The sequence below is a fragment of the Pseudorhodoplanes sp. genome (assembly GCF_059499825.1).
The window spans coordinates 493,406-508,724 of sequence record NZ_JCABZI010000005.1; the positions used below are offsets into that span (position 1 = coordinate 493,406).

Annotated in this window: 13 protein-coding genes; 5 read left to right on the top strand and 8 right to left on the bottom strand. The window is 63.2% G+C overall.

Annotated elements, in window-relative coordinates:
- Position 1: 1 nt before the first annotated feature.
- The 4 genes from AC5I5I_RS09570 to egtB all read right to left on the bottom strand — a co-directional run bounded on the left by AC5I5I_RS09570 (position 2) and on the right by egtB (position 4,263).
- On the bottom strand, positions 2–1,018 hold the full coding sequence (locus AC5I5I_RS09570) for an ABC transporter substrate-binding protein (protein WP_495972261.1): 1,017 nt from the start codon (positions 1,016–1,018) through the stop codon (positions 2–4).
- Positions 1,018–1,890: a fumarylacetoacetate hydrolase family protein gene (locus tag AC5I5I_RS09575; protein WP_495972263.1), complete on the bottom strand. Its 873-nt coding sequence runs from the start codon at positions 1,888–1,890 to the stop codon at positions 1,018–1,020. Before AC5I5I_RS09575 ends, AC5I5I_RS09570 begins: the two co-directional genes overlap by 1 nt.
- A gap of 148 nt (positions 1,891–2,038) precedes the next feature.
- Positions 2,039–3,031 (bottom strand): L-histidine N(alpha)-methyltransferase, encoded by a 993-nt coding sequence (gene egtD / locus AC5I5I_RS09580; RefSeq protein WP_495972265.1) that lies wholly within the window; start codon positions 3,029–3,031, stop codon positions 2,039–2,041.
- 2 nt (positions 3,032–3,033) lie between these two features.
- Positions 3,034–4,263: an ergothioneine biosynthesis protein EgtB gene (gene egtB / locus AC5I5I_RS09585; protein ID WP_495972267.1), complete on the bottom strand. Its 1,230-nt coding sequence runs from the start codon at positions 4,261–4,263 to the stop codon at positions 3,034–3,036.
- Positions 4,264–4,483: 220 nt separating this feature from the next.
- On the opposite strand from egtB, the gene AC5I5I_RS09590 reads away from it, so the two are divergent.
- Positions 4,484–5,575 carry a TonB family protein gene (locus AC5I5I_RS09590; RefSeq protein WP_495972269.1) on the top strand — a complete coding sequence of 364 codons (1,092 nt, stop codon included), beginning with the start codon at positions 4,484–4,486 and terminating at the stop codon, positions 5,573–5,575.
- 58 nt (positions 5,576–5,633) lie between these two features.
- Here AC5I5I_RS09590 and AC5I5I_RS09595 read toward each other — a convergent pair whose 3' ends face one another.
- Complete coding sequence (locus tag AC5I5I_RS09595; protein ID WP_495972271.1) at positions 5,634–7,160, bottom strand: indolepyruvate oxidoreductase subunit beta family protein; 1,527 nt, start codon at positions 7,158–7,160, stop codon at positions 5,634–5,636.
- The gene (locus AC5I5I_RS09600; protein WP_495972273.1) at positions 7,157–9,298 is read right to left on the bottom strand and encodes a thiamine pyrophosphate-dependent enzyme; all 2,142 of its coding nucleotides are present in this window, start codon (positions 9,296–9,298) and stop codon (positions 7,157–7,159) included. The genes AC5I5I_RS09595 and AC5I5I_RS09600 overlap by 4 nt, the downstream gene beginning before the upstream one ends.
- A 158-nt stretch (positions 9,299–9,456) precedes the next feature.
- On the opposite strand from AC5I5I_RS09600, the gene dctP reads away from it, so the two are divergent.
- From dctP to AC5I5I_RS09620, 4 genes are all read left to right on the top strand, one after another.
- Positions 9,457–10,389, top strand: a complete 933-nt coding sequence (gene dctP, locus AC5I5I_RS09605) for a TRAP transporter substrate-binding protein DctP (RefSeq protein WP_495972275.1) — start codon at positions 9,457–9,459, stop codon at positions 10,387–10,389.
- A 133-nt stretch (positions 10,390–10,522) separates the two neighbouring features.
- Positions 10,523–11,035: a TRAP transporter small permease gene (locus AC5I5I_RS09610; RefSeq protein ID WP_495972277.1), complete on the top strand. Its 513-nt coding sequence runs from the start codon at positions 10,523–10,525 to the stop codon at positions 11,033–11,035.
- A 5-nt stretch (positions 11,036–11,040) separates the two neighbouring features.
- Positions 11,041–12,360, top strand: coding sequence for a TRAP transporter large permease (locus AC5I5I_RS09615; protein WP_495972279.1), 1,320 nt, complete (start codon positions 11,041–11,043; stop codon positions 12,358–12,360).
- Complete coding sequence (locus AC5I5I_RS09620) at positions 12,357–12,821, top strand: MarR family winged helix-turn-helix transcriptional regulator (RefSeq protein ID WP_495972281.1); 465 nt, start codon at positions 12,357–12,359, stop codon at positions 12,819–12,821. Before AC5I5I_RS09615 ends, AC5I5I_RS09620 begins: the two co-directional genes overlap by 4 nt.
- A gap of 8 nt (positions 12,822–12,829) precedes the next feature.
- Here the strand turns inward: AC5I5I_RS09620 and AC5I5I_RS09625 are convergent, their stop codons facing one another.
- Together AC5I5I_RS09625 and AC5I5I_RS09630 are read right to left on the bottom strand one after the other, a co-directional pair.
- On the bottom strand, positions 12,830–14,755 hold the full coding sequence (locus AC5I5I_RS09625; RefSeq protein WP_495972283.1) for a DUF2207 domain-containing protein: 1,926 nt from the start codon (positions 14,753–14,755) through the stop codon (positions 12,830–12,832).
- Positions 14,752–15,312, bottom strand: coding sequence for a LemA family protein (locus AC5I5I_RS09630; RefSeq protein ID WP_495972285.1), 561 nt, complete (start codon positions 15,310–15,312; stop codon positions 14,752–14,754). Before AC5I5I_RS09630 ends, AC5I5I_RS09625 begins: the two co-directional genes overlap by 4 nt.
- Positions 15,313–15,319: the final 7 nt, after the last annotated feature.

Consider the following 15,319-nt stretch of genomic DNA (forward strand, 5'->3'; position numbering starts at 1 on the left):
CTCAGGACCCCTGCCCGGCAGCGACCGCGGGCGCAACCACGTCTTTCCAGGTCGATACTCTGTCTTTCAACCGGTTGTCGCGCCGCAGATAGGTCGCCGTCGCTTCCACGCCGAACACGCCGTTGCCGAACTCGTCCTTGAGGTCGCGCAGGATGCCCTCGACCGTGCGCGCATCCAGCGTGTGCGACGGTTCCCATTTCAGCCAGATCATGGCCGCACGGCGCGGATCGTTGCGGATGATGGTCGAGGCTTCCTCGATCGCTTTCGCCAGAACCTCCGGAAGCTTCGGATGCGACGTCAGAGCGGATTTCGGAGAGGCCATCACCAGAAACGAGGTCTTACCCCCCATGATGTCAACCGATGATGTGACTGCGCGGACCTTGGAGTCCTTGAGCGCAATCTGGGTGAAGGGCGGCGAGGAGAAATAGGCCGCGATACTCTTGCCCTCGGTCAGGGCATCCAGCGATTCCTGATGCGGCATCACCACCAATTGCTGGCGCAACCGCTCGCGGCCGAACCATGGATGGGTCTGCATCGACAGATAGCTCACCTGCGGCGCGGTCAGCATCGGCACCGCGATCTTGTCGGCGGGCTTCAGGTCATTGATCGCGCGTATGTTCGGGCGCGCGGTCAGGAGCACGAGTGGCAGCGTGGTGAGGCCCGACACAACGAGCAATTCCTGCGGCGTCTGTCGCGCGGCGTCGCGGGCCAGCAGAAAGGCCGGCAATCCATAGGCGCCGGCCGCGATCTCGCCCGTGGCCAGCGCCTGACGCATCGGCGCCGCGGCTGGAAACCGCCGCAGCGCAAGTTTGCCGTTCAGTCCGTTCGCTCTGGCATGCTTGTCGAGGAGGCGAAGGTCCTGCGCAATGAACAGCGGCAGGAAACCGATGCCGTGACCGACACCGATCGCGATCTCACCCGCTCGTTGCGCGCGCTCGCCTTGGCCGCGCGTCTGCGCAGCGCCGGGCGTTGCGAAGACGAGCGCGACCAGGAGCGTCGCGAGCGCGCGCGCTTGCATCAGGCTTTCTTCTCGTCCTCGATCGGATTGACCAGGATGCCGACACCCTCGATGTCGATCTCGCAGACATCGCCATGCTTCATCCAGAGCTGGGGCTTGCGAGCGTGTCCGACACCCGACGGCGTACCGGTGACGATCACGTCGCCCGGCATCAGCGTCATGCCTTGGCTAATATCGACCAGGGTCTCCGCGACGGGGAACAGCATGTTCGCGGTATTGTCGGATTGCAGCACCTTGCCGTTCAGCCGGGTCTCGATCTTCAGGCCGACAGCGCCGGGCGGCAGTTCGTCGGCCGTCACCATCCACGGTCCGAAACCGCCGGTCATGTCGAAATTCTTGCCCATATCCCATTGCGCGGTGCGGCGCTGGAATTGCCGGATCGAGCCGTCGTTGAAGCAGGAATAGCCGGCGATGCAGGAATAGGCGTTGTCCATCGTCAGATGCTTGGCCTGCTTGCCGATCACGATCAGCAATTCGCATTCGTAATCGAGCGTCTCCGATACCAGCGGCCGGATGATCGGCATGTTGTGCGGCACCAGCGAAGTGCCGCAGCGCATGAAGATCGACGGCGCGGTCGGCTTTTGGTGGCCGCCCTCCTTGGCGTGTTCGAGATAGTTGAGACCGAGGCAAACGATCTTGCCGGGATTGGCGACCGGCAACGTGTACTTGATCCCCTCAAGCGGGCGCCGCGCCGATGTCGGCGCCTTTTTCGCGGCATCGGCAATGCCGGACAGATCGCCGCCTGAACGCGCCAGCACCTGGCCGAGATCGGCAGGGATTTTCGGATCGACAGCCTGGAGGTCGATCACCTGGTCGCCGTCCACGACGCCGAGATGCAGTTGTCTGTCGAGCTCGAAACCGACGATCTTCATGAGGCGGAAATCCTGATTGTCTGGGTGACGGACCGTATTGTCCGGGCGGCCTGTTTAGCCGCTCGCACCGGGATCGCCAAGCCTCACCAATCAAGCCTGTCTGAGCAAGGCCTTACCGGCCCGCCGGCATACAGCCCGCCGGCATCACTCAGGATGACGCGGGCAATGCCAGCGCGCAGACCGCGAAATTGCCTTTGGCGTCGGTCCAGCTCGAGAGCATGGTCCAACCCGCCCCGCGCGCCAGAGCGGCGAACGATTCCCGGCTGTACTTGTAGCTGTTCTCCGTATGAATCGTTTCACCCGCCCGAAGTTCGAACGTGGATCCCGCGACCGTCACCTTCTGCCGGACGCGGCTGGCGAGATGCATCTCGACCCGCTTGCGCTCTCGATTGTAGAAGGCGTGGTGTTCGAATGCGTCGAGCTTGAAATTGCCACCCAGTTCGCGATTGATGCGGCGCAGCAGATTCAGGTTGAATTTTGCGGTCACACCGGACGAGTCGTTATAGGCGGCGTTCAGAACCGTCTCGTCCTTGATCAGATCGACGCCCACAATCATCACTGCACCGGCGCCGAGGATCGTACCCGCATGCCGCAGGAAGGTGCACGCCTCGTGCGGCTCGAAATTGCCGATCGTCGATCCCGGGAAGAATCCGACCTTCGGCAAGTCAGCCACTTCGTCCGGCAGTGCGAACGGCTTCATGAAATCCGCCGCCACCGGAAGGATCGAAAGCGTGGGATAATCCTTGCGCAGCGCCGCAGCCTCTTCGGCCAGAAAATCGCCCGATATGTCGACCGGCACATAGGCTTTGAGTTTACGCGCCGCGTCCAAGAGAAAGCGAACCTTGATGCAGGCGCCGCTGCCGAATTCGACCAGCGCCGCGCCGGTCGGAAAATGTTGCACAATCGCGCCCGCCTGCAAGCGAAGGATCTCATGCTCGCTGCGGGTCGGGTAATATTCCCGCGTCTGCGTGATGTCCTCGAACAGCCGCGAACCTTCGCTATCATAAAAATACTTCGGAGCGAGCCGCTTTGGCGTGGCGGACAGTCCTGCCATCACGTCATGCACAAAGGTTTCGGTTTCGCGTCCGCGCGCGGCACCGGCCGCGAGCGGAGCCGTAAGCGCTCCGGGTTTATAGGCCATGACTACTGATACTCCGCGAGCCTGAGCCCGGTAAATTGCCAGCGCGCCGGCGGTTGAAAGAAATTGCGATAGGTCAGCCGCGCATGCCCGTTCGGTGTCGCGAGTGAAGAGCCACGCAACACCATCTGGTTGATCATGAACTTGCCGTTGTATTCGCCGAGCGCGCCTTCGGCGGCGCGGTAGCCCGGATAGGGCAGATAGGCGCTGCGGGTCCATTGCCACACGATGCCGAAGGCATCGTCGATCAGGTCATGACGCGCGGCAATCTCCCATTCGGCCTCGGTCGGCAGGTCCTTGCCGGCCCAGCGCGCAAAAGCGTCAGCCTCATAATAACTGACGTGCATCACCGGTGCCGCGGGATCGATTGCGCGCAAGCCGCCCAAACCCATGGCGTGCCAGACGCCATCGATCTCAAGCCAGTAGCCCGGCGCCTGCCAGTCCTCCGCTTCCCGCATCGCCCATCCATCGGACAGCCACAGCGCCGGTGTCGCGTAGCCGCCATCGCAGATGAATTCGATCCACTGCGCATTGGTGACAAGCCCACGCGCTATCCGCACCGGCTGCGTCAGGACGCGATGCTGTGGCGCCTCATTATCGAAATGGAAGCCGTCGTCCTGGTGTCCGATCTGGTGAATGCCGGGCGGAATATCGGCATATGTCTCGCCTGTCTGCGCCGCAGGCATCGACCAGCTTTCGTCGTAGACCGGATGGGTCGGGTTCTGCGCAAAGGCATGCAGGATATCGGTCAGCAGCAATTCCTGATGCTGCTGTTCGTGGTTCAACCCGATCTCAAGGATTGGAAAAATCTGCCGCGCCGCCTCTTCATCCGCGCTGTCGATCAGCCGTTCGATGGCGGCGTCGACATGCGCGCGGTAGGCAGTCACATCCTTCGCATCCGGGCGTGTGATCAATCCGCGCTGCGGACGCGCATGGCGCGGACCTGCGGCGACGTAATAGGAATTGAACAGAAACGGGAAACGCTCGTCGAAAATCCGGTAGTCGCGGGCAAAGGGTACCAGCAGGAACGTCTCAAAGAACCAGGTGACATGGGCGCGGTGCCACTTGGTCGGACTCGCGTCCGCCATCGATTGCACGATCTGGTCTTCGGCAGACAGATGCGAGGCCCGCGATTCCGTCTCGCGACGCACCGCGTGGAAGGTGTCACGCCAGTGCTGTCTCCGCTCCTGCAAATCGTGCGAAGCGCCCAAGTCGCGCAAAGTGGTGGATCGCATGGACAATTTCCCAGCCGAACTCTTACATGGTGTACATGCTAGTCGGGCTCAATGAATCCGGCCGCAGAAAGTTCCGTCTCGCGACCGTCATGATTCGACCGGCGGCAGTTCGAAAGCCATGCAAGATCAGTCTTTTAGGCTTGGGCATGAGGTATGCGACACCGGCATGCCAACGTCCCGGGTGCTTGATCGGCGGGACCTGTTGCCGCAGGGTCTGCCAATGACGTCCGCCGATACCAAGCCGGCCCCGCTGCCAAAGCTCGGTCCGTCCGACCGGCTCGGTGCAATCGTGACCGTGGCGGCAACGAGTGCACTGGACGGCGCCGACCTGACAAACGTGATCGTGCTGTCGCGCCGGCGCAGCCCGGGCGGCATCGATGCACCTGCGGTCAAGATCAGCGACGACGAGCGGCCTGCGCCGTGGCTGACATGGTCTGACCGGACCCCCTGGACCGCATTGATTGCCGGTGTGTTGCTGCTGCATCTCGTGATCGTGGCGATCTTCATGCGCGACCCGGCGCCGATGCAGAGCCTCGCGCTGGATTCGATTTCGGTCGATATCGTGCTGGGTGGACAGACCGAGGCGGGCATCGCGCAGATGCCGAGCCCGGCGGAATCGGCGCCCTCTCAGCCGGCGGAAAGCACACCGAAGCCGGCCGAGCCCGAGCAGCCCACCGAGACCGCGGAGCAAGCCAAACCCGACCTCCGGCCCCGGCTGGACGATACGCGCGAGCCGCCGCGCGAAACGCCGCAACGGCAAGAGCCCAAAACCGAAGAGCGGCAGACCGCCGCGGTTCAGGCTGAAGCGGAACCAACGCCGGCGCCTGAGGAACCGGAGCCGACGCCCACGGTCGCCGAAACGCCGCCACCACCGGACGTCATCGAGCCGAAGCCTGTCGAGGAACCGGTTGCCAGTCGGCCGCCGCCACCGCAGGAACAGCCAACCGAGACGCCGCGCGAACAATCCAAGCCGACACCTCCGCGGGTCGCGGCGTCGCGAAGCGGCGTCGGCCTGGGCTCATCGCGCGAAGTGCGTGACTGGGCGAGCCGCGTCACCGCGCAACTTGCACGCAACAAGCGCTATCCCGGCGACGCCCTTGCGGGCGGCATTGGCGGGACAGCGGTCATCGCCTTCGCAATCGACAGCGCGGGGAATGTCGGTGCGGTCCGGCTGGTGCGGTCATCAGGCAATGCCAGTCTCGACCGCGAGAGCCGGGACCTCGTGCGCAGAGCGGCGCCGTTCCCGATACCGCCGCAGGGCAAGGCATCGATCACTGTGCCGGTGAATTTCAACGTGCTGACGGGACGCTAGCTCTTCTTTTGCCGCCCCTCCCTCCCCCGCGGGCGGGGGTGGGATAGACGAACAAAGACTAGCTGATCGCCGCCAGCGCCTTTTTCAGCCGTTCGCCGCTCTCGTCCATCATCGCGGCCTTGCGCAGACCCGCGAGTTCGGCCGCGGCATTGCCGCGTTCGCGCAGCTTCGGGATCAGCGCCATCAGCGCGTGGTACTTCTCGCGCCCGCGCTCATGGGTGTCACCATAGCCCTTCACCAGGCCGATGAGATGCGCCATCTCGACCGCCAGCGCGTAATCCTCGCGCGCGATCTCCACCACCTTGGCGAGCCAGTCCGTCTGCCGCGCCTGTTCATCGGCCCAGCGCAGCGTTCGCGACCGCAACGGCTTCATGCTCGAGACCATGTAGAGCAGCATGAAGCCGCGGATCGAGGAGGTCTTCACCTTGCGGCCCTTCTGCGTCAAGGCGTCGACGATGCCGCGGACCCAACCCGTATTGAGGATGAAGCGCCCCAGCGGCGCGGGCAGAGTCTCGGCAATCTCCTGCGTGCGGGGGTGCATGTATTCGACGATGTCGAGAAGCTGGCCCGGCTTGACGGCGGCTTCCTTGCGCACGCGCTCGAACCGCGATGCGCGGATTTTCAGCTCGGCAACGCGGACCGTGTCCTCGTACGCCATCGCCAGCGCCAGGTTGCGCGCGACCTCGGTCAGCAGTTCGTCGGGCTTGCCGGGACGGGCCTTCTCGATCTCGATCACCGGCGCGAGACGATTGAGATAAAGCTTCGCATAGTCGTCGTTCTGGTAATCGGCGAGCCGCACAACGCCGGCGCTCACGATCGGGCGCGACACGATCGACAGCGCGCCGTCGATCGGCGCGAGCAGCGATTGCACCGAAACGTCGCGAGCCTGCGGATCGAACGGACGTTCTACCGGAGCGATGGGCGTATTACCGGACGCGGCCGCCTCGAAGCCGGCATTGAAGGCGCGCACGCTCGCTTCCACGCCGACGCCGCCGCGCCGGATCGTCGCCTCGAACGCCATGCGCTGGAACGGCAGCGTGCCGGAGCCCGCGAGTGCACCGAACAGCACCGCGCTGACCAGGCTGCCGGTGGCATCGGCGATGCTCGCCATGTCGAACGCATGAAGGCGCTTCGAGGCTTCCTCGCTCGATTTCAGGAGTGCGGTCGGGTCAACGCGATCGTCGGCGAGCGCAATCCGCTCCAGCATGGTGTAGACGCGATGCGTGGACGCGATCAGCGTGGTGCGGTCGGGGGTGACCAGGCCACGGGTGATGGCGCGGCCCGCCTCCATCAATTCGGACGCGAGCACGATGTCGACGTCTCCCGGGACCGGCATCAACGCCAGCACCGGCTTCTTGTCGCGCGCGGCGGCCTTCGGGAACAACTCGACGTAATAGATGGTCGCGCCGGTGCGCTGGGCCACGCCTGGCACCGACGTCATCTGCGCGAGATAGCCGCCATGTTCGGCGAGATCGATGATCCAGTCGGCGAGCACGCCGCCGCCCTCGCCGCCCATGGCGAGGATCGCGATGGTGATCGGACGGATGCGGGCGGCGCCGCGGGTATCGACCAGCGGGGTGTTCATGCCGTCACCGCCTTCTTCTCCAGCCGGCGCTGGAAGAAGCCGATCACCGCATCGCGCATGCGCTGCCTGAATTTGTCCCAGCCCGTCGGATTGTCAATGATCGACGCCTGGTAGAAGGACGGACACAGCACCGCGGCGTGAGCGACCTCGCCGCAATTGCCGCAGCCGACGCAGGTATCGATCACCTTGGTGACCGGATCGCGCCGCAGCGGATCGGGGTTGGGCGCGATGGTGAGCGACGGACAACCCGACAGCCGGATGCACGAATGATCCCCGGTACAGGTATCGGGATCGACGCCGAAGCGGTCGCGCACCACGCGGTCGCCGCGCTTCACGGCCTCGCGCAACAGCGGCTTCACGCGGCGCTGCTTGTTCAGCATGCATTCGGACGAGGCGATGATGACCTTCGGCCCCTTCGTCTCGGTGGTGAGAGCTTCGCGCAGGGTGTCGCGCATCTTGGCCACGTCATAGGTGCGGGTGATGTGCCGCACCCATTCGACACCGACGCCGCGCACGGCTTTCTCGATCGGATGCTGGGTCGAACGGGTCTCCACGGTGGCAGCCGATGACAGGATGTCCTGCCCACCGGTCGCGGCGGCATAGCCGTTGTCGACAATCAGCATCACGCCGTCGGTCTTGTTGAAGACCTGGTGGCCGACGCTCGACACCAGTCCGTTATGCCAGAAGCCACCGTCACCCACGACGGAGACCGGTCGCTTGCCGCCCTGTCCCGATAAAGGCGAGCCGCCGGCGCCGCCGAGGCCGTAGCCCATGGTTGCCTGACCCAGATTGAACGGCTGCAGCGCCGCGAAGGTGTGGCAGCCAATATCGGCCGAGACATGCAGCGGGCCCACTTCCTGCTGCACGAGTTTCATCGCCGAAAAGATCGGCCGCTCCGGGCAGCCGGTGCAGAAAGATGGCGGTCGCCCCTGCACGTTGGTGCCGAGCGTTTCCAGCGCGGCCGGCAGGCTCTTGTTGGTCATCATCGGCTCGTCGGGCGCCAGAACGTCCGGCCGATGCAGGGTGCAGAATTTCTGCAGCCCCGCCTTCAGCACGCCACCGGTATATTCGCCGGCCATCGGCAGCACCGACTTGCCCTCGACCTTTGTCTGCAGATCGGCCTGACGCAGAATGGTATTGACCGCCTGCTCGATGAAATTCGGCTGCCCCTCCTCGATCAGCATGATCGCCTTCTTGCCGGCGCAGAAGCGCACGAACTCGGCATCGACCAGCGGGTAGGTGGCGTTCAGGACATAGATCGGGATCCGGCTGTTGCCGTAGATGTCGGCAAGGCCGAGGATTTCCATCGCCCGCAGGGTGTTGTTGTACATGCCACCCTGCATGACGATGCCAACGTCCGACACGTCGCCATCGAAGAATTCGTTGATGTTGTTGTCGACTATGAATTGCACCGCCGCCGGCCAACGCTTTTCGATCTTTTCCCTCTCGTGCTCATAGGTGAAGGGCGGCAGCGCGTAGCGCGTCACGTCCCGCACCGGATTGTTCAGCGCGTCCATGCGCGTATAGTCCGGCCGCACATTGTCCTTGGCGATGAACGAACCGTAGACATGGCAGGCGCGGATGCGCAACTGCAGCATCACCGCGGTATTGCTGGCCTCGGAAAGCCGGAAGCCCTTCTCGACCATGTCGACGATGGTCTCGACATTGGGTCGCGGATCGAGCAGCCACATCTGCGACTTCATCGCGAAGGCGTGGCTGCGCTCCTGCATGATCGAGGAGCCCTCGCCGTAATCCTCGCCGACGATAATGAGCGCGCCACCCTTCACGCCGCCCGAGGACAGGTTCGCGAGTGCGTCGGAGGCGACATTGGTGCCCACCGGCGCCTTGAAGGTGCAGGCGCCGCGCAGCGGGTAGCTCACCGAGACAGCCAGGGACGCCGCTGCGGCCGCCTCATTGGCGGACGATTCGAAGCGGACGCCGAGTTCCTTCAGCATCGGTTCGGCGTCGTTCAGGACGTCGATCAGATGAGAAATCGGCGCACCCTGATAGCCGGACACATACGACACGCCCGACTGCAGCAGCGCCTTTGTGACGCAGAGGATCGCCTCGCCGCGGAATTCCTGTCCCGCGCCAAGCTTGAGCTGCTCGACTTCCTTCTTGAATGATCGCTCGGCCATGGTCTTGTCCCGTTGCGTCTGCCGATTTTGCCTCGCGGCACGCCCCGGATTTGACTCCGGTTGCCTGCCCGGCAATTATATTCAAAAGAATATAATCTGTAATCCGACCCAGCGGGAGTTAAAATATGGGCATCAGGACAGTCTTTGCGGTCACCGGATTGGCACTGGCCGCGGCATTTTCGCCGGCCTCCGCGCAGGAGGTCACTCTGCGCGGGGTCACCTCTTTCGCCGAGGGCACCCAGTTTTCCAAGAATTTCGAGCGCTTCATCGAGAAGGTGAACAAGGACGGCAAGGGCGTCATCCAGATCAACTATATCGGCGGTCCGCGCGCCATGCCTCCGTTCGAAGTCGGCAACGCCGTACGCACGGGTGTCGTCGATATCGCCAACGCGACTGGCGCGTTCTACAGCAACCTCATGCCCGAGTCTGACGCCTTCAAGTTGTTCAGCAAACCGATGAGCGAGCAGCGCAAGAACGGCTCATGGGAGTTCATCAATCAACTGCATAACCAGAAACTCAATTCGCATTTTCTGGCTCGACAGTTTCACAATGTACCATTCCACATCTACCTGACGAAAAAGATCGACAAAGCTGATTTTTCAGGCCTGAAAATCCGCGTCACCCCGGTCTACCGAGATATCGTGCAGGCGTCGGGCGGCACCCCCATCACGACTGCACCCGGAGAGGTCTATACTGCGCTCGAACGCGGCGTGGTCGATGGCTATGGCTGGCCCGTACTCGGCATTTTCGACCTCGGCTGGGAGAAGGTGACCAAGTTCCGCATGGACCCGGCTTTCTACAGCGTTGAGGCCAACATCCTTGTGAACCTCGATAAGTGGAAAAGCCTGACCGATGCGCAGCGAAAGGTTCTCACCGATGCGGCGCTGTGGGTCGAATCGCTCGACTCGGAAAATGATGCTCTGATCAAATCGGAGCGCGAGCGTCAGGCCAAAGCAGGCATCGAAACACTCGATTTCGGCCCCGCCGCATCCGAGGCCTTCCTGAAGAAGGCCAATGATGCTGCCTGGCAGGCGGTGATCGCCAAGTCTCCAGAAAACGGCAAGAAGTTGCGCGAACTGGCAGGAAACTAGTCTGCGGCCGTCCGGCCGCGAAAAGACATTGTCCGCTCGCACCTGCGGAGGCGGGGACCCAGGAGCCAAGCGCACTGGATTCCCGCCATCGCGGGAATGAGCGGAGAATGAAGCATCGCTGAGTTTCCATCGGATGACCCGCCTCTCCGACCTCTACGGCAAACTGCTCGACGGCCTCGCGGTGATCGCGGCGCTGACCTTGCTCGCCATGGTCCTTATCGTCACCGGCGACATCGTGCTGCGCAACACCGTCAGCAAGGGCTTCGTCTGGGCGAACGAAGTCTCCGAATACGCGCTCTATATGATTACCGTGCTCACCGCGCCGTGGCTGCTGCGGCGCGGACAGCATGTGCGGCTCGATCTCGTTCTGACCGCGGTGCCGAAGTCCGTTGCCCTGATCATGGAAGCCATCGGGGACATTGCCGGCCTCGTTATCTGTATCGCCATGGTGCGTTATGCGTCGCTGATGACCTTCGACGCATGGCGCAACGGCTCGATCACCATCAAGAACCTCGTGTTCCCGGAATGGTGGCTGCTCGCGCCCCTGCCCGTCTGCTTCGTTCTGCTCTCGATCGAATTCATTTTCCGGTTCCACCGGCTGATCACCAATCGCGAAAAGCGCGAGGAGGCGACTTCGGTCGCTTGAAGCCAATGCCGTGGATCGAGGCGACCATCATTCTGTTCGGCGGCCTGATCGTGATTATGGCGTTCGGCCTGCCGGTCGCTTTTGCGTTTCTTGGGATCAACCTTGTCGGCGCCGCGCTGTTTCTTGGCGGCGAGAATGGACTGGTCCAGTTCAACCGCAATGCGGTGCAGTCGGTCACCGCTTTCGCACTGACGCCGATCCCGTTCTTCGTTCTGATGGGCGAGGTGCTGTTCCATTCCGGCGTCGCCATGAAGGCGATCGACGCCTTCGCGCTGCTGATCCGCCGCGTGCCGGGCCGGCTCGCCGTGATTGCGATTGTCGCCGGCACCGTTTTCTCGGCGATTTCGGGATCGACCATCGCGACCACGGCTCTGCTCGGCTCGCTGATGCTGCCGACCATGCTGGCGCGCGGCTATCATCCGAAGATGGCGCTGGGCCCGATCATGGGGATTGGCGGCGTCGACATGCTGATCCCGCCCTCGGCGCTGACGGTGCTGCTGGGAAGCCTCGCCGGCATCTCGATTTCCGGCCTTCTTATCGGCGGCATCGTGCCCGGCCTGATGCTGAGCGCCCTGTTCATCGGCTATATTGTCGTCTGCAGCATCATCGATCCGTCGCTCGCACCGGCCGAAACGCTTGAGGCCAAGCCCGCATTCTGGGACCGCTGGGGCCCGTTCCTGCTGTATGTGCTGCCGCTGCTCTCGATCTTCGGTCTGGTGGTCGGCGCAATGTCGGCCGGTTGGGCGACACCGACCGAGGCGGCCGCCCTGGGCGCCGCCGGCACCATCGTCGCCGCGATCTGCTATCGCGGGCTGACAGTCCGCAACCTGATGCAGTCGCTGCTCGGCACGGTCGCGATTTCCGGCATCATCCTTTTCATCATTGTCGGAGCCACGACGTTCTCGCAGGTCCTGAGCTTCTCCGGCGTGGTCAACGGCATCATCGGCCTGATCACCGGACAGGGGCTGGCGCCGATGACGGTGCTGATCGGCATGATCCTGATCCTGCTGGCGCTCGGCTGCTTTGTCGATCAGGTGTCGATGATGCTGATCACGCTGCCCTTCTTCATGCCGCTAGTGACCCAGCTCAACTTCGATCCGATCTGGTTCGGCATCATCTTCCTGATCTGCATGCAGCTCGGCCTGTTGACGCCGCCCTTCGGGCTTCTGCTCTACACCATGAAAGGTGTCGCCCCGCCCGAGATCACGATGAGCCAGATCTATATGGCGGCACTGCCCTATGTGCTGTTCGGGCTGCTGGTGCTGCTGCTGATCGTCCTTTTTCCGCCGATCGCCACCTGGCTGCCCAGTATGCTGAGCTCATGACCGCCCGCCCTGCCAAGAGCAGCGATCTGCATCTCGACGACCTGCTGCCATATCTGATGAACCGGCTGATCGCCCGGATGAATCAGAATCTCGCCGACGAATTACGCAAGCGCGGATTCACGTTCCAGGACTGGCGGGTGCTGGCCGTACTCGCCGCGCATGAGGGTACCAACCTCACCGAACTGGCCGAGGCCACCGTGATCCCGCAGCCGAGCGTGAGCCGGCTTGCGGCCAATCTCGCCAAGCGCGGCTATGTCGCGCGCGAAAACGGCAAGACGGATTCGCGCAATGTGCACCTGTTCATCACGCCAAAGGGACGCGCGGTATATGACAAGATGCTGCCGCTCGCGGTCTCCGAATATCGTGCGGCGATGAAGGGCTTCACTGCGAAGGAATACGAGAACATGCGGGGCGCGCTCCTTCGCATGATGAAGAACCGCAAGGTCAAGCTGCTGCCGTAGCGCAGATCCTACCAACCGCCGCCGCCACCGCCACCGCCGCCACCGCCGGACGATCCGCCACCGCCGGAGCCTGACGATCCGCCACCGCCGGACGATCCCGGCGCCGTCGAGGAGGACGCAACCGTGCTGGCGAGGCTGCTGCCGACACGGCCGGCGAAGTTGCCCCAGTCAGTCTGGGAGCCGCGGTTGCCGACATACCAGGCCGCGGTTGCAGCGCCGGCGGCGGCCGCAGCGGCGAGGACGCCGGCGAAGCGCTCGGCCCAACGGTTCTCGACATTGAGCGCCACCGCATAGGGCAGATAGCGCTCGAACAATTCCGGCGTCTTTTCCGGCGGATGCAAATGATTCAGCCGGTCTTCCTCGGCGACGCCGAGATATTGCCTGAAGCCCTCGATCTCATCCATGACCTTGCGGCCCCGAACGGTGGGCGCCTTCATGACGTAGAACGACATTGCGATCAGTGGCGCGACCAGGATCGGCGTCAGCATCGCCAGCGTGTAAAGATTGAAGAGCGACCCGGTCGCCTCATAGGTCGCGCCCAGCAGCACGGCAAAGCCCGCTACCGCAAATGCGCCCGCAAACAGGAAACCGAACAGGAACGTGAAAAATCCGGTCCGGCCGGTCAGAACACCGAGCAGGAACGCGGTCATCACGCAGATGGCAGGCGCAGCAAATGCCGTACCGAACAGCATCGCTCCACCGAGGTCGCTGCCATAGCTCATGAAGACCGAAAGCGCGACCGCGGCAATGAAACCGAACCACAACAGCAAACCGACGCCCGACCACCCGTAATTGTTGGTGAACATGGTCTTGAGGTAAAGATTCTCGAGATCGCTCTGCAATGTGCGCTTTGCCGTTCCAATGATCTTGTGGTTGACTTGGTCGAGCAGCAGCGATGGACCTGACTTGAATAATTCACGCCCCATCGCCGCAACCGGCGACGAAACATCGCGCGTGGCCTTCGTTGCGGTCAGCCGCATCTGATTTCCGCTGTCGTTGAGCATCACGCCGCCATGCACGGCAAGATCGAGGATGCCGGCGCCGAACGCGCGGTCGTCGAATTCCATCTCATAGACGTATCGGACCGCGGGCGCGGACATGCCCTTGGGCGGCGTGAATAGCGGAATGATGGTCCCGCGGCGGGGATCGCGCCCGACCTTGAACCAAGCCAAGAGAAAATAGCCAAGCAGCACCAGCAGCCCGGCGCCGGCCGTCACGGCTGGAAGGTTGTCCTGCAACCAGTATTGGGTGAGCTGCGCTTGCGACGGCGGCGTGACGATGCCCTTCGGAAACGCCGCCGCAACCGTCAGCCCGTTGCGCGGCGGCAACGGTCGCGTGGTGCGGAACGCGATAAACCCCGGGCGCTGCGCGACGATGGTCGCGTTCTTGTCGGTCGCGCCCTGCGGCCCGGTATAGATCGCGGTCTGGATGAAGTTCGCGGGCTCCGGCAGGGTGATGCGCGCCTCGGCAACATCGATCTGGAAGGGCCAGCCGGTGCCGGTCGCATTCCAGTACAGCTCGTCGAATGTCTCGAAGAAGCCGATCTGCCGCGTGGTGCGATAGCGGATCACATAGGTGTTCGGTCCCGGCGGGACATTCTGGCTGGCATTGCCGATGCGCACGCGCACGCCATTCGACAGGCCTTCCGTCGTATAATTTTCCGGCTTGCCGTCGCGGGTGACCGACAGCACCTCGAACCCGACCTCGACCCGGCGCCCGTCGCGACCTTTGTACCGTGTCGGAAAATCGCGCAGGATCCCTCGTTTGATCTCGCGGCCTTCGGCCTGCACCCGAATGGTCTCGGTGACGAGAAGATCGGAATTGTTCTCGACCTTCACATCGCTGATGAATTGCAGGATGCGCTCGACCGCGAACGCGGGCTGCAGCATCGCCGCCAGGAAGATTGCGACTGCGATGAAACGATACAGTCTCATGGCGCCGCTCGTTCGAAGGTGACGCGCGGAGTCGCCGATGCGGCGTCGTCGGCCTCGAAGAACTCCGCTTCGGTAAATCCGAGCGGACGCGCGATCAGCACATTCGGAAACGACTGGATCATGATGTTCAGGTTCCGCACCGAGCCGTTATAATAGCGGCGCGCCATCTGCAGGTGATCCTCGATCTCGGCGAGTTGCTCCTGCAGCTTGAGGAAGTTCTGGTCGGCCTTGAGGTTGGGATAGGCCTCCTGCAGCGCGATCAGCCTGGACAGCGCGCCCTTCAATTCGCGCTCGGCATTCTCCTGGGTTTTGACATTCGACGCGGCCAGGCTGGCGGAGCGGATGGCGGTGATGTCCTCCAGCAATTTGCGCTCATGCGCGGCATATCCCTTCACGGTCTCGACCAGAGCCGGCACCAGATCGGCCCGCCGGCGCAATTGCACATCGACGCCGCTCCAACCCTCGCGCACGAGATTGCGCTCCCGGACCAGCCGGTTGAAGGTCCAGACGCCATAGATCAGGATCGCAAGGACGACAGCGGCAACGAAATAGGTCATGGCGGCA

Bases quoted from the DNA above. Each gene is read 5' to 3' on its own strand.
- AC5I5I_RS09570 (WP_495972261.1), bottom strand. From the start codon at position 1,018: ATGCAAGCGCGCGCGCTCGCGACGCTCCTGGTCGCGCTCGTCTTCGCA.
- AC5I5I_RS09575 (WP_495972263.1), bottom strand. From the start codon at position 1,890: ATGAAGATCGTCGGTTTCGAGCTCGACAGACAACTGCATCTCGGCGTC.
- AC5I5I_RS09620 (WP_495972281.1), top strand. From the start codon at position 12,357: ATGACCGCCCGCCCTGCCAAGAGCAGCGATCTGCATCTCGACGACCTG.
- AC5I5I_RS09615 (WP_495972279.1), top strand. From the start codon at position 11,041: ATGCCGTGGATCGAGGCGACCATCATTCTGTTCGGCGGCCTGATCGTG.
- AC5I5I_RS09600 (WP_495972273.1), bottom strand. From the start codon at position 9,298: ATGGCCGAGCGATCATTCAAGAAGGAAGTCGAGCAGCTCAAGCTTGGC.
- AC5I5I_RS09625 (WP_495972283.1), bottom strand. From the start codon at position 14,755: ATGAGACTGTATCGTTTCATCGCAGTCGCAATCTTCCTGGCGGCGATG.
- egtD (WP_495972265.1), bottom strand. From the start codon at position 3,031: ATGGCCTATAAACCCGGAGCGCTTACGGCTCCGCTCGCGGCCGGTGCC.
- AC5I5I_RS09630 (WP_495972285.1), bottom strand. From the start codon at position 15,312: ATGACCTATTTCGTTGCCGCTGTCGTCCTTGCGATCCTGATCTATGGC.
- AC5I5I_RS09595 (WP_495972271.1), bottom strand. From the start codon at position 7,160: ATGAACACCCCGCTGGTCGATACCCGCGGCGCCGCCCGCATCCGTCCG.
- egtB (WP_495972267.1), bottom strand. From the start codon at position 4,263: ATGCGATCCACCACTTTGCGCGACTTGGGCGCTTCGCACGATTTGCAG.
- AC5I5I_RS09590 (WP_495972269.1), top strand. From the start codon at position 4,484: ATGACGTCCGCCGATACCAAGCCGGCCCCGCTGCCAAAGCTCGGTCCG.
- AC5I5I_RS09610 (WP_495972277.1), top strand. From the start codon at position 10,523: ATGACCCGCCTCTCCGACCTCTACGGCAAACTGCTCGACGGCCTCGCG.